The organism is Paracoccus sp. S4493 (assembly GCF_000967735.1).
Taxonomy (GTDB): domain Bacteria; phylum Pseudomonadota; class Alphaproteobacteria; order Rhodobacterales; family Rhodobacteraceae; genus Paracoccus; species Paracoccus marcusii.
The window spans coordinates 1-14138 of the sequence record NZ_JXYF01000148.1; the positions used below are offsets into that span (position 1 = coordinate 1).

Below are 14138 nucleotides of genomic sequence, written 5' to 3' on the forward strand. Positions count from 1 at the left end.
ATTCTGCTGGGTCGATACAGGGATGGGGTGGGGGTGTCGATGAGATCCGCCATAGGGTAGTGCTTGGCGGCATTTTTCATGAGCAGAGCGATTTCTCTAATATCTGTTAAGGTGATGTATCCAAGGGGTAATCCGCCGCATCATCTCGACGCTGCAGGGTTTGAGGAGCGCCAGCCGCCACGGCTTCGTCAACACGTAAGGCCAGTCTTCGCAGACGCGTCAGACCTTACGGGCCGAATGCGCGGGCCAGACCTGATCATCACAAATCGACAGCACCGACGAGACCAACAGCCGATTTTTGGGTGGCCGCGATGTCAGTGGACGTAACGGTGTCCACGTGCCCAAGCGCCGTAAAACAAATTAGTCCTTAGCGCGATACAATAGCGGTTTGAAATTGCTTAGCGTGGCTTCCTCAATGAAGTCAGCATCACGCAAAGAGTTTTTTAGCAATTTAGAAATTTGAATTTTAATATTTTGAAGATGACAATTTATTAATTGTCAACAAAAAATGAGACAAGACCGCGAATATTTTTCATGGGCAGATAGCACTACTGGATCACACTCTCCCCTCAATGTCATAGAACAATATTGGAGTTTCAGACTGCGCGTCAGACACTCCAAACGCCTCCGCCTAGCCGCAATGCGTCGGCATGCTCCTTCCCTATCAGGACCGTTGTTGCAAACAGTCCGCCTGCACGTCGCCAGCGACCGCTCAGAGGGACGCCTTGCACGCTGAGGGTGAAACCGTCGGCGGTGATGGTCAGCGGCACCTGGCAATAGTCGATCCACAACCCGGTCAGTGGAAACTGGGCCTTGAACGCAGCTTCCTTGGCACTGAACAGCAGTGTCGCTGCCAGTGGTTCGGAAAGCACTGGATCAACACTGTCCAACGGGTGGCGGATCAGTTCCGCCATGTCGTCCGACATCGGCTCCGCCCGCTCCAGATCCAGGCCGATCGCCGGCCAATCCGCTTGCCGCGACACGACGGCCGCGGCGATCCGCGCTGTGTGGGTGATGCTGCCCGACAGGCCCGGCGGCCAGGCCGGGGCCCGCGCCGCGGTCGTGGTGACGGCGCCAGGTATCAGGCCGATATCGGTCATGGCCAGCCGTGCGGCCGCGCGGCCCGCAGTGAATTCGCGGATGCGCGAGGGGACCGCGCGCCGTACCGCCGCCTCCTCTTCCCGCCAGAGAGGCGGCTGCGGGACGTCGATATCGCACACGGCCAGTCCGACGCCCTGCGGCAGCATCGCCCGGATCGCCTGCGCGACACTGGTCTTTTCCTCCATCTTCATGGTCCGATCTAAGCCCGCGGCGGGGTTCGCGGCAATGGGATACGGCCGCATCGTCGGCATTGCCAGAGCGCAACCCACGGGCGATAAGGCGAAGGCACGGGGCATGGGTAGGGATCACTGCGATGGATAATGATGGTATCAGCGTCATCCTGCCCGCCCATCAGGAGGAAGCCGGGATCGGCGCCTGTCTGCGCGGGCTGTGTGCGCAACGTCTTGTGCCCGGCGTGTCGCATCAGATCGTCGTGATCGCGAATGGCTGTACAGATGCCACTGCACAACTGGCCCGCGATGCCGCGCCCGCCCTGACGACGGCGGGCTGGCAGGTCCTGGTGCTGGAAACCGCCATCGGGAACAAGATCGCCGCACTGAACATGGGCGACGCTGCGGCGACCGGTGGAATGCGCATCTATCTGGATGCCGATGTGGTGATCGGACCGGGCATGATCGAGGCGCTGCATACCACCCTGTCGGGGCCGGGTGCGCGCTATGCAGGGGCCAAGCTGACCGTGCCGCCGGCCCGGAACCTGCTGTCGCGGGCCTATGCGCGGTTCTGGCAAAAGCTTCCTTTCGTGGCCACCGGCGTGACGGGGGCCGGCCTGTTCGCGATGAACGCAGAAGGGCGCGCGCGGTGGGACCAGTTTCCGCCTGTGATCGCTGACGACGGGTTCGCACGGCTGAACTTTTCCCCGGCCGAACGGACGCGGGTCAAGGTTCCGTACGCTTGGCCCATCACGGAAGGGTTTCGCCGCCTGATCCGCGTTCGCCGGCGCCAGGATGCGGGGACCGCGCAGCTGGCGGAGCGCTATCCCGACTTGCAGCAGAACGCATCGGGCGACCGCCCGTCCCTGGGTCGTATGCTGCGGCTCGGCCTGACCGATCCGGTCGGGTTCGCAGTTTACGTGACGGTCACCGTCGCGGTCCGCCTTGGCCGCCCATCGCAGGGTTGGGATCGCGGCCGCTAACGCGGCCCTGCGCATCTTCCGGTTGCAGCAGTGCGATGGCCGCCTGAGCACACCCGCAGGGAGTGTGCCCCAAGGCCGATCTTATATGTTGGTTAATAGATCAAATTGAATTGATCCAGGATTTGACTTTCCGGACAACATTCGGGCCGTTTTAAGGGAACCCGAGAAAACTTGGACGTCAAATGCTGTCATGCGGGTGAAAACGCCCATGATTCACAACCTTCGCGTGCAAAATCGCGCCAGCCCTTAAATCAAAAGGTGAAACCGCAGCGACGGACCATCTTTTTGTACAACTTGTATCTATATTGGTGCGTTGGATAGAAGCGGCCCATGGGCCTTCGCGACGGTTCGCCGGGACCTTTAGTTAAAAGTTTATCGATTTCTTTGTCACGAGTGCGGAGATACGCAGATGCTACAGTCGAATGACGGCCACGAGCTCGGCTCCTCGCAGGCCACCAACCCGGTCGCCGGGATCGAACTTCCCAAAGTGTATGATAACGGTGGCAAGCGTCTGCTTGACCTGTCCTTGATCCTGCTTGCGCTGCCGTTCCTGATCCCGGTCATGGTCCTGGTCGCGCTGGCGGTCATGCTGGACGGCGGGTCGCCGATCTACACGCAGAACCGTCTTGGCCGCGGGTGGAGATCGTTCCGCCTGTACAAGTTCCGCACCATGAAGCCCCAGGCAGATCAACTGCTGGAGGCCCATCTGGCGGCGAACCCCGCCGCCCGCGCAGAGTGGGATGCCGATCAGAAACTGCGAAACGATCCGCGCGTCACCAAGATCGGTGCGTTCCTGCGCAAGAGCTCGCTGGACGAGCTGCCGCAGCTGATCAACGTGATCCTGGGCCACATGAGCCTGGTCGGTCCCCGTCCGATGATGCCCGAACAGCGCGTCCTGTACCCGGGCGTCTACTACGCGGCGCACCGCCCCGGCCTGACCGGCCTGTGGCAGGTCTCGGTTCGCAACGGATCGACCTTTGCGACCCGTGCGGTGTTCGACGAACGCTACTCTCGGGAAATCAGCCTGGCGCTGGACGTGTCCACGATCATCCGCACCTTCCAGGTCGTTGCCCGCTGCACAGGGTGCTGATCTCCGCCTCGTCGTGACAAGAAGGTCCACCATCCCCCCGAATGGTGGGCGCTTTCGTCAGGGTTTCAGCACATCCCGGTACATCGCGATGATCTGCGCGGCCTTGGCATCCCAGGTATAGTGATCCTGCACCGTCCGCCGGGCGGCCGCGGCCATCGTGGTCAGCCGCGTCGGGTCGTGCAACACGTCCGCCAGCGCCTGTTCCATCCGCGCCGCGATCTGCTGGCGGGTCCCGAGGGGGATGGCGAAACCCGTCTCGGCCGTCACCAGCTCTCCGGGTCCGGCATAGTCGACGACCATCGGGACGACGCCCAGGGCCATCGCCTCCAGCACCACCCCGCCACCGAATTCGCGGATCGAGGGGAAAGTCAGCAGGTTTGCGGCGGCCAGGATCTGCTGCACTTGCTGGTGGGGAAGGTGGCCGTGGAATGTCACCGTGTCGGCAATGCCGAGGCTGTCGGCCTGCGCCGTCAGTTCGGGCAGCATCGGCCCCTCTCCGATGATATCCAGCACCATCTGACCTGACCGCGCAAAGGGTGCGATCGCGTCCAGCAGGATGTGCGGCCCCTTGTAGGGCACCAGCCGACCGACAAAGCAGGCGCGCAGGGGCAACGTCGTGTCCTGTGGCGCGATCAGGTTGAAGCGCGTGGGATCAATGGCGTTTTCGGGCAGCCATACGACCTTGTCCTGAAAGCGTTCGGGGATCTCGCTGGCGGTGTGGCGCGATCCGGCAATGATCAGTGCCGCGGCCGCATGGGTACGGCGCAGCTGCGGGTTCAGCTTGTAGATGCCGCGGACATAGGACAGCCATTCGCGTTCGCGCCGCCGTTCCGCATTGAAGCCCCTGGGCCAGGGCACGCCGCCGTTCAGCGGCCCCAGCATGAAGGGCACGCCCGCCGCCGCGACCTTGGGCGCCAGGGTCGAGGCCGTCGTTGGCGACAGCGGCGTGACGCGATGCACGATGTCGAACCGCTTGGCACGGATGTCATCGCCGAAACGCTTCCAGACAAGGCGTTCGAAATAGGGATAGCTCAGCGCGGCGATGGCGGTGACGGTAGTCCAGCCGCGGCCCTTGCCCATGCGCAGAACCTCGGCGGCGCGGTACATGGGGGCAGCGACGGCCTCGCTGTCGATGGCGGTAAAGTCGCGACCCTCGACCATGCCGGCGCGCAGGAAAGCGTCGCGATTGCGGATCTGGGTGACGATATGCACGTCGGTCTGGCGATGCAGCGCCGCGGCCAGCGACCAGCCGACCAGCGGGACCGAGACCCATTCCGGGTTGGCCGCTTCGGCGATCACCAGGACCCGTGGTCGAGACAGGGACATCCAGAGGCCTCTTCGCTAGATCTTGAACGCGCCGGGGCGATGGCCGACAACAGGGAAACATTAGCCGACTCGGACGGTCTAGGCCATCGGCCTGATCGAAAGATTGCACCGATTTTTACAGTCCCGCGCTGTGGATAGCGGCAACGGGCTTCGCGCGGGCAGCAGGGAGACGCGATCTTGGCACTGGGCTATGTTGTTCCCGAATTTCCGTCGCAGACCCATGCGTTCTTCTGGAGAGAGATCGGCGCGATCGAGGATGCTGGCACGCCCGTCCGCCTGTATTCGACGCGCCGCCCGCCCGCGGGGTCGTGCCCTCATGCCTTTGCCGAACAGGCCGCGGCGCGCACGACCTACCTGTTTCCACCCCGCATCGGTGCGGTGCTGCGTCTGCTGGCGCATCCGGTCCGTACCGCGCGTGCGGTGGCCTATCTGGCGGGCCTGTCGCAGACGTCGATCGCCGGCAGGCTGCGGCTGCTGGCGCTGCTTCCCTCGGCGGCAGATCTGGTCCAGGATGCGCGACGCCACGATGTGCGGCACCTGCACATTCATTCCTGCGCCAATGCCGCGCATCTGGGTGCACTGGCTGCGATCCTGGGCGACCTGACCTACAGCCTGACGCTGCATGGGGATCTGCCGGTCTATGGTGTGGACCACGCCGCCAAGATGGCACGTGCCAGCTTTGTCGCCGCGGTGACCCGGCCCTTGGCGCAGCAGATTGCGGAGGTCAGCACCGCGACCCCGAACCCGGTGATCTGGATGGGCGTCGATTGTGCGCGCTTCACCCCGTCGCATCGTGCGCCGGGGCAGGATTTCACCGTCGCAACAGTGGCCCGTCTGAACCACATGAAGGGCCACCGGTTCTTCCTGCAGGCAATGGCCCAGCTGCGGCAGCAGGGCATTTCCATCGCCTATCGCATCGCAGGGGAAGGCCCTGAAAGGGACGCGATCCTAGCCGAAATCGACAGGCTCGGCCTGCAGGACCAAGTCCAGATGATGGGGTCGCTGGACGAATCGCGCGTGCTGGATCTGCTGCGCAGCGTCGACGCGCTGGCCCTGTCATCCATCGGACAGGGCGAAGCGGCCCCGGTCACGGTGATGGAGGCGATGGCCTGCGGCCTGCCGGTGATCTGTTCGCGAATCGGCGGAACGGGCGACATGATTCGCGACGGCGTCGACGGGTTTCTGGTCCCGCAAGGCGATGTTGCGGCCATCGTCGACCGGCTGCGCCGGCTGCAGTCGGACCCGGAATTTGCTGGCGCAATGGGCCAAGCGGCCCGCCAGTCCGCCCTGGTTTCATTCGACCATCAAACAAACGCGCGGCTGCTTCTGAGTCGGATTGCAGAAGCGCAGAAATAGCATTGTCAGAAAGACAAGCGGAAAATCGCTGCCAACCCCAAAAATTACGTGATAAGCCTGCACAAATGCGGGGATCCGCTCAAGGTAATACGGCAATTGCAAAATCTTGCTGCTGATAGGGAACCTTTTCAGTTGGGGATAATAAAGCCTTAATCTTGATCGCATAATGCTGCCGTACATCGGGCAACATGAATGGGATCAAGGGATGCCGACAATCAGAGGATCGAATGGCGACGACGCCATGCGTGGCCGCGGGCAGTCAGACGAAGTCTGGGGTCTTGGAGGATTGGACACGTTCTACTGGCGGCCGGGCATGGGCAATGACCGTTATCACGGCGGTACCGGCAGCGAACGCTTTGATGCCAACCCCTATACGCCCGGCAATCCCGGCGGCGACAGGCTGTTTCTGGAAGGCAACGCGGGTGCCCGCATCTCCCTTCGGTCGACCGAGGACGGCGTGGCCCGGATCGGGAACGAACGGGTGGAGTTCACCGGCATAGAGCGCATCCATGGCACTGCCGGCAACGACATCGTCTCCGCGGCGAATGCATCCATGAACACCGTGGGCGGCGGCAAGCCCGGCCATGGCGTGTCGATCTTCACCGGGGCGGGGAACGACCGCATTGCCGGATCGCGCTATGACGACGTGCTGGACGGCGGGTCGGGCAACGACACGATCAACGGCGGCGCCGGCAACGACTTCATCCATTCCAGCACGGGCAACGACCGGATCAACGGCGGCGCGGGCCAGGACAACATCCGGTGGGGCAATGGCGATGCCAATCACAACCCCGGCCATGACACGATCAACGGTGGGGCAGGCGACGATCTGATCAACATCTGGATCAAGCGCGGCGACATCTGGGGCCATAACGAGGATGTCGGCATCGCAGGCGTTACCGTCACAGTTGACCGCGTGCTGTCGAACGGCGCGTTCTCGGGCAATGCCAGCACCACCATCGGCGGTGACGCCAGCCTGCGCTTCGTCAATTTCGAACTGGGCTGGACCCATTCGGGCAATGACGTCATCGATGCATCGCGGGCGCGAGTGTCCGACAGCGGCGACGGCGTGAACTTCAACACCCGGTGGGGCCATGACCGTCTGACCGGCAGCAGCGGTGACGACACGCTGGACGGATCGATGGGCAAGGACACGGTCCGGGGCGGTCAGGGCGATGACAGCATCTGGATCGGCGACGGCAACAACGGCGATGGCGATCGTGACGTGCTGATCTTCCGCGCGGGTGACGATGCCGATACCGTCTACGGGTTCGAGACGGGTCGCGACGTCCTGGATCTGGGCGGTCGCAGCTATTCCGCGACGGAGGTCCGCGATGGCACGCTGCTGAACTTTGGCGGCGGCGACTCTGTCCTGCTGCACGACGTCTTCGATTTCATCTGACGTCATGACACGATCTGCGCGCATCGGCCCCGATCCGGGCCGATGCGCGCAGAACACTAGCGGTTCAGCACCAGGATGACCCCGACCACGACACCGGCGATCAGGATCACGAAGCTGGCGGCATTTCGAGTCCGTTGAACCACCTGCTCCCGAGCCGTCGGCCGGAACGGGATAGACGCGATCGGGGCCACGCCCAGATACTTCGTCACCATGGCCTGCGTCCGCAGCACAGGGCGTCGCACCTCCAGCAGGAAGCCGGACAACAGCGCCAGACCCAACCCCAGGACGACACCCAGCATTGCCAGACGCTTGCGGCCCGAACTGAGCGGGTATTCCGCCTCGGTCGCGCTCTCCAGCAGGATCATCTGCTGACCATAGTCGCTGGTCACAAGGCTCTGGTCCAGACGCGCCTGCGACAGGCGTTCGGCAATGGCCATGCGCGGTACCTCCAGCGCGGCAAGCCGGCGGGTATAGTCCGCCATCGTCTCCGACACCTCGGGAATGCCCGCGACATTCGCGGCGATCATCGGCAGGCGGCGGTCGATCGCTGCCAATTCCAGCTGTAGCGACTCCTCCTGCTGCCGGATCAGGTCGATCTGGCGGCTTTGGCCGACCGACATCTGCTGTCCATCGCCTTCGCGCAGGGCGTCGATCTGCGCCTCCAAGCGCTGCACTTCGGGGTGGTTCGGGGCCAGCGTACGCCGGGCTTGGGCCAGATCGACCTCTAGGATGCGCAGCTGCTGGGCAAGCGGTTCCTGGCGGCCCAGTTCGGATGTCCCCACCTCCAGCGCCAGGCGCTCGCGTTCCAACGCCTGCAGGGAGCGGATCAGTTCGGTCCGCTGGCCTTCCAGGCGGGTCTGCTCTGCGGCCAAAAACTCCAGGTTCTCAGGCATCCGGTCAGTGTTTTCCGTGCGGAAGGCCGCCAAGTCGGCCTCGATCGCGGCAATCGCCTCAAGCGCGCGGCGGTCCTGCGTCTCCAGCGTACCGATCAGCTCGCTCAATCGCTGGTCGCGCTCTCTCAGGTTGCCGGTCTGGATCTGGTCGACGATGTCATTGGCCAGATTGGCGGAACCGGCGGCGGTGCCGGTCTGCGCCGTCACCTGGATTGCGGACACCTCCTCCATCGCGCCGGCAGAGGCGGTGACGCCCGCGACAAAGTTGACGCGCACATCCTGGCGGAACTGCGCGACCTTTTCATCCTCGCTCAACGGCGTGTCGTCGTAGAGGTTGAAACGGTCGATCATGTCCAGCACGTTGTTGCGGGCCATGATCCGCTGTTCGATGGTGCGCAGGCGGGTGGCGGTGTCGCCGCTGTCGACGCCGCCGGTCAGGACGGTCGGCTGGACCTGCAGCACGGCGATCGATTCAAAGGCTCGGGGCAGCGCCAGCGCCTGTGCCAGCGCGACCAGCACGCAAACGACCAGAAGCGCGGCCATCACCGGTCCCCGGCGCGACAGCATCCCGATGAATTCGCGTATTCCGACAATCGGTCCCATTCAAGCCTCGGCGTTATGAAGAAACAGCCCCAGCACGGGGCAATGACGGGTGACATGCGCCTCGCAGCGGCGCAGATCGGCCGCCGTGTCGCGGCGTCCGTCGATCGTCAGCAAGACCGTGTCGACCAGCGGCAGCGCCGCCAGGCCGGCATCGTCGGACAGGCAAGGGGGCAGGTGCAGGATGGTGACATCCGCGGCCATCCCCATGATCATCTCGGACAGGGCCTGCTGGAACTGCGGCGACAGCAGCGTGATCGCGGCCAGGTCGGGCGCGGCCTGCACGGTGGCAAAGGCAAGCCGCGGCGTCACCGTGCAGGCGCGAAACAGCGGACCGGCGGGCGCCCCGGCTTGGCCGAACCGGGCCAGCACCGGTTGATGCGCGATGTCCAGATCGATCAACAGGACGTGGCGGTCCGGTCGGCGCGCCTCGGACAAGGCCAGGTTCAGCGCGGTCAGCGACGATGCCGGGCCCGGACTGGCCTGACTGACGCCGATGCGCGTCCAGCCGCGTTCGGTCACCTCGGGCAGCATCCGCGTCCGCAGCAGGTCGTAGGATCTGCTGCGTTCAGACCCGTGATCGTCCGCGATCAGTGCACGAAGTGCGGCCTTTTGCGGCATCTCGATCTGGGGCAATGCCGACCATGCCTTCAGATGGTCGTGCCTGCGGGCGCTGGTACCGTCCATTCTCAAATTCTTTCTTCCGTCTCGACGCCGTTTCGTATCATATCATCGGGCACATTGCATGAAGCAGATCGACTTGTCCGCACATTCCGACAGCTCCCTTCCGCACTATCCCGTCACCGCGATCGTCATCGGACGGAACGAGGGAGCGCGCCTTCAGGCCTGTCTGCGCGCCTTGTCGCAGCAGCTGTCCCGGATTGTCTATGTCGATTCGGGATCGACCGATGGCAGCGCGGATTTTGCGCAGGCGATGGGCGTTCAGGTCGTGCATCTGGATATGGGCCTGCCATTCACCGCGGCGCGGGCCCGCAATGCAGGGTTGAAAGCCATTGCCGCCGACCCGACCGAATTCGTCCAGTTCATCGACGGCGATTGCATGCTGCAGCCGGAATGGCTGCCTGCCGCCGTCCGGGCCCTGCAGGCAGATCCCCAACTGGCGGTTGTCGCCGGACGGCGCAGGGAGCTTTATCCCGAACGATCGGTCTATAACTGGCTGTGCGACCTGGAATGGGACACGCCGGTCGGCGACGCCCGCGCCGTGGGCGGCGACATGCTGATTCGCCATGATGCGATCGCCGCCGTCGGGGGTTTCCGCGAATCGCTGATTGCCGGAGAAGAGCCCGAGATGTGCGTCCGTCTGCGGGCGGCCGGGTGGCGCATTCGCCGGCTGCCGGTGGAAATGACGCTGCATGACGCGGACATCACCCGGTTCGGGCAGTGGTGGCGGCGCAGCAAGCGCGCGGGGCATGCCTTTGCCGAAGGTGCGGCCCTGCATGGCGCCCCCCCCGAACGACACTGGACCGCGGAGACTCGGCGCGCCCTGATCTGGGGCCTGATCCTGCCGGTGGTGGCGGTTCTTGGCGCGCTGCTGGTTCATCCGGTGTTGCTGGCGCTGCTGCTGGTCTATCCGTTGCAGGCGATACGCCTGTCGCGGCGCTTGGGACGCAAGCGGGCGGTCTATACCCTGATGGGCAAGTTCCCCGAGGCGATGGGCGTGGCCCAGTTCCATCTGAACCGGCTGCGCAACCGCCGAGGCGCGCTGATCGAATACAAGTAGGTCATCGGCCGGTTCCCCGGCCGACATATGCCGGGTCAGTTTTGGCCCGTGGGTCGCATGCGCGCGCGCAGAGCGCGGCGTGCGGCCATCATGTCGCCCGCAGCGGCGGGCTGGACCGCATCCGGAGTGGGCGAGGGGGCAGCGGCCACCGGTGCAGGGGTTGCGGGCGTGGCCCGTGTTCCGCCCAGATGCGCGGCCAGATCACGCAGCACCGGGAACCGGAAGATGTCCGTGATCGAACTGCGCGTTACTGCCAGCTCGTCCCGGATCGTCCGGTGCAGCTGCACCGCCAGCAGCGAGTGGCCACCCAGCTGGAAGAAGTTGTCATCCGCGCGAACCTCGGGCAGGCCCAGGATGCGTGCCATGATCTGGCCGATCCGCGATTGCAGGTCGTTGACCTCGGGCGCCGGGGCGGGGACCGGCGTGGCGGCCGCAACGGGCGGTGGTGCCGACGGTGCGACCCGGGCCGTGGGCGGCGCGGCATCGGCCACCGCCAGCGCCTTGCGGTCGATCTTGCGGTTGGGGGTCAGCGGCATTTCCGGCAGGACATGGATCTGCAGCGGCACCATGAAATCCGGCAGCTCGCGCGACAGCGCCGCGCGCAGCGCCGCGCCGTCCAGCCCTTCTCCGGTAGCATAGCCGATCAGTTGCCGATCGCCCGGACCCTGGCCCTTGGCGACGACCGCCACGTCGCGGACGCCGGGCAGGCGCGCCAACCGGGTCTCGATCTCTCCCAATTCGATGCGATAGCCGCGCAGCTTGACCTGCTGGTCGATGCGACCCAGGAACCGCAGGCGCCCGGTGCTGTCGCGACGGCACAGATCGCCGGTCCGGTACAGACGTCCCTGGTCGGTCTGCGGAAACGCCGCATCGGTCTGCGCCTGACGGTTCCAGTAGCCGCGGGTGACGCCCGCCCCGCCGATCCACAATTCTCCCGCGACACCGTCGGCGACCGCCTCTCCCTGCGGGTCGCGCAGGTGAAGGCTGGTGGCGGCGATGGGGTCACCCAGCCAGACATCGTCGGCCTGCGTGCCCAGATCGGCGACCGCCGACCAGATCGTCGTTTCGGTCGGGCCGTACATGTTCAGGACGCGCGCAGATCCGTTCCGTCGCAGATCGGCCAGCAGGCCCTGGCTCAGGGCCTCTCCGCCCAGGGCGATGGTCTTCAGCCCCGCCATCGCGGCACGCGACGGTGCGTCCTCCAGCAGCAGGCGCGCCATCGATGGGGTGGCCTGCAGGTGCGTGACCTTGTGCCGCGTGATCTGGGCCGCGATGCCGTAATCGGCGACCTCGGTCGTGACCGGGTTCACGCGGTCGTGCAGCACCGCCAGATGCCGCAGGCTGTCCAGCACCATCGACGGGGCGATGCCATAGTCGATCAGGCAGGCGATCTCGGTCACGCCAATCTTTCGCAGGGCTGCGATCCGCGCCTCGGCATCGTCGACGGTCCCGAACAGGCCGCTGTCGTTGAAATAGCGCAGGAAGGCGAAATCGAGGATGCCCTCCATCTCGTCCGGGTCCAGGTTGGACAGGTCCAGCGACATCGCGTCGGTGACGCCCGCGGGCTTCTTGAAGGCCGGGAAGGCCCAGGCATATTGCTTGACCAGCGCGGCGGCAGCGCGAAGGTATTCCTTCATCGGCTCGCGCGCGGTCTCCATCGCGGCCTCTCGCGTGTCGGCCAGATAACTGTGCAGCATCAGCGTGACGGTGAAATCCGCCGGATCGTGACCCGCCTCACGCAGGGCTGCGTGATATTCCGGGATGCGGGCGGCGATGTCGTCCATGCTCTGGCCCAGAAGATGGGTCAGCACGTTGGCGCCAAGCCGCCCGGCCTCGCGCCAGGTCTCGGGGTTGCCCGCGGTGGTCACCCAGATGGGCAGTTCCGCCGAAACCGGTCGGGGCTGGGTCACGACGGCAAAGGGGGTGCCGTCGGCGCGCGGAAACTCGACCGCCTCGCCGCGCCACAGTCGGCGGACCTGGTCGATGGTCTGCAGCATCGCAGGTTTATTCGCGGGCGGCGTGTTCTGCGGGCGCAGCACGAAATCGTCCGGCTGCCAGCCGGAGGCCACGGCGATGCCGCAGCGCCCATTGGTCAGGTTGTCGATGACCGCCCATTCCTCGGCGATGCGGGCAGGGTGGTGGAGGGGGCCGACGCACGACCCTGCGCGGACCGCGATGTTCTGCGTGACCGCCGCCACCGCCGCCCCGGTGACCGAGGGGTTCGGATAGGGGCCGCCGAAGGCGTGGAAGTGCCGCTCGGGCGTCCAGACGGCGACGAAGCCGTGGCGGTCGGCGAATTTCGCGCCCTCCAGCAGCAGTTCGTATTTCTTGGGGCCCGCCCCGTCGTCATTGCCCCAGTAGTACAGCGACATCTGCATGCCCTTGCGGCTGCCGGTGGCAGGCTCCGCCGTGGCACCCCCCAGAAGATCGCCTGCGATGACGACCTTCCAGCCACGGGTCAGCGTCCAGAAGATCTCCAGCACGGAAATGTCGAAGGACAGGCTGGTGACCGCCAGCCAGGTGCCCGGTTCGGGGGCATCCAGCGACCGGTCCATGCCGGCGAAGAAGTTCACCACGTTGCGGTGTTCGACCATCACCCCCTTGGGCGTCCCGGTCGAGCCGGAGGTATAGATCAGATAGGCCAGGTCCTGGCCCGATGCGGGCCGGGGGTCCGCCTCCGGTCCCTTGGCGTCCAGCGGCAGCACGCGCGCCTGATGCGCTGGCAGGCGCGAAAGGATCGCCGGGTCGGCCACGACCACCGGCGCACCGCTGTCGGCGATGTAGTGCTGCAGCCGGTCGGCCGGATAGTCCGGATCCAGCGGCACATAGGCGCCGCCCGCCTTCAGAATCGCCAGCGCACCGACGACCAATCCCAGCCCGCGCGGGGCGAAGAGGCCCACGGGCACGCCGGGCCCGACGCCCATCGCGGCCAGCTGTCGTGCCAGGTGGGACGCGCGTTGATCCAGCAGGGCATAGCTCAGCCGCTCTCCGCGAAAAATCAGCGCGTCGGCATCGGGGCGTCGGGCGACCTGTGCGGCGAACGCGTCCTGGATTGTCACAGGCGCGTCCGGGCCCGCATCGCGGTCGTCGCGGGCCACGGTCGCCATGGCATGGGCCGGCAGGGTCGGCGCCTTGTCCAGCGGCAGGGACGGATCGGCCGCGGCCAAGGCCTCGGTCACGTTGGCGATGGCGCGCCATGCGGCCTGCGACAGGCGCGCGCGGTCCCACCAGACCTGCACGCGCGACTGCTCGCCCTCCTCAAGCGCCACGCAGATCGCGGCGCCGGTCGGCGCGTCCTGCGGTCCCGCGGCCAGGATCAGGCCGGGTGTCCCCGGGCGCCCCAGTTCCGGCGCGCGGGCGATCAGGTCGGCCAGCACCGGCGCCCGGTCCAGCAGCGCGCGGCGATCGCGGTCAAGGGCTGCGGCAAGCGCCTGCAGCGTCTCGCCATCGGCATCGACGGGCAGCGGGCGGAACCC

Annotated in this window: 10 protein-coding genes; 5 read left to right on the top strand and 5 right to left on the bottom strand. The window is 65.7% G+C overall.

The window, feature by feature from the left end; translation table 11 throughout:
* Positions 1 to 608 precede the first annotated feature (608 nt).
* Complete coding sequence (locus TW83_RS15225) at positions 609 to 1286, bottom strand: 4'-phosphopantetheinyl transferase superfamily protein (RefSeq protein ID WP_157001662.1); 678 nt, start codon at positions 1284 to 1286, stop codon at positions 609 to 611.
* A gap of 128 nt (positions 1287 to 1414) precedes the next feature.
* Between TW83_RS15225 and TW83_RS15230 the strand changes: the two genes are divergently transcribed.
* Together TW83_RS15230 and TW83_RS15235 are read left to right on the top strand one after the other, a co-directional pair.
* On the top strand, positions 1415 to 2254 hold the full coding sequence (locus TW83_RS15230) for a glycosyltransferase (protein ID WP_045983628.1): 840 nt from the start codon (positions 1415 to 1417) through the stop codon (positions 2252 to 2254).
* Between the two features lie 409 nt (positions 2255 to 2663).
* Positions 2664 to 3344: a sugar transferase gene (locus TW83_RS15235; RefSeq protein WP_045983629.1), complete on the top strand. Its 681-nt coding sequence runs from the start codon at positions 2664 to 2666 to the stop codon at positions 3342 to 3344.
* A gap of 57 nt (positions 3345 to 3401) precedes the next feature.
* Here TW83_RS15235 and TW83_RS15240 read toward each other — a convergent pair whose 3' ends face one another.
* Positions 3402 to 4670 carry a glycosyltransferase family 4 protein gene (locus TW83_RS15240; protein ID WP_204245782.1) on the bottom strand — a complete coding sequence of 423 codons (1269 nt, stop codon included), beginning with the start codon at positions 4668 to 4670 and terminating at the stop codon, positions 3402 to 3404.
* Positions 4671 to 4847: 177 nt separating this feature from the next.
* Between TW83_RS15240 and epsE the strand changes: the two genes are divergently transcribed.
* Positions 4848 to 6026 carry an exopolysaccharide biosynthesis GT4 family glycosyltransferase EpsE gene (epsE, locus tag TW83_RS15245; protein ID WP_045983630.1) on the top strand — a complete coding sequence of 393 codons (1179 nt, stop codon included), beginning with the start codon at positions 4848 to 4850 and terminating at the stop codon, positions 6024 to 6026.
* Between the two features lie 205 nt (positions 6027 to 6231).
* Positions 6232 to 7428, top strand: a complete 1197-nt coding sequence (locus tag TW83_RS15250; protein ID WP_162198064.1) for a calcium-binding protein — start codon at positions 6232 to 6234, stop codon at positions 7426 to 7428.
* Between the two features lie 56 nt (positions 7429 to 7484).
* Here TW83_RS15250 and TW83_RS15255 read toward each other — a convergent pair whose 3' ends face one another.
* Complete coding sequence (locus TW83_RS15255; protein WP_127899510.1) at positions 7485 to 8924, bottom strand: hypothetical protein; 1440 nt, start codon at positions 8922 to 8924, stop codon at positions 7485 to 7487.
* The gene (locus TW83_RS15260) at positions 8925 to 9608 is read right to left on the bottom strand and encodes a hypothetical protein (RefSeq protein WP_045983632.1); all 684 of its coding nucleotides are present in this window, start codon (positions 9606 to 9608) and stop codon (positions 8925 to 8927) included. It lies immediately after the preceding gene.
* A 58-nt stretch (positions 9609 to 9666) separates the two neighbouring features.
* Here TW83_RS15260 and TW83_RS15265 point away from each other — a divergent pair, with 58 nt between their 5' ends.
* Positions 9667 to 10662, top strand: a complete 996-nt coding sequence (locus tag TW83_RS15265) for a glycosyltransferase (protein WP_045983633.1) — start codon at positions 9667 to 9669, stop codon at positions 10660 to 10662.
* A 35-nt stretch (positions 10663 to 10697) separates the two neighbouring features.
* On the opposite strand, the gene TW83_RS15270 is transcribed toward TW83_RS15265, so the two are convergent.
* On the bottom strand, positions 10698 to 14138 hold a 3441-nt coding region (locus TW83_RS15270), incomplete at its 5' end, for a MupA/Atu3671 family FMN-dependent luciferase-like monooxygenase (protein ID WP_045983634.1).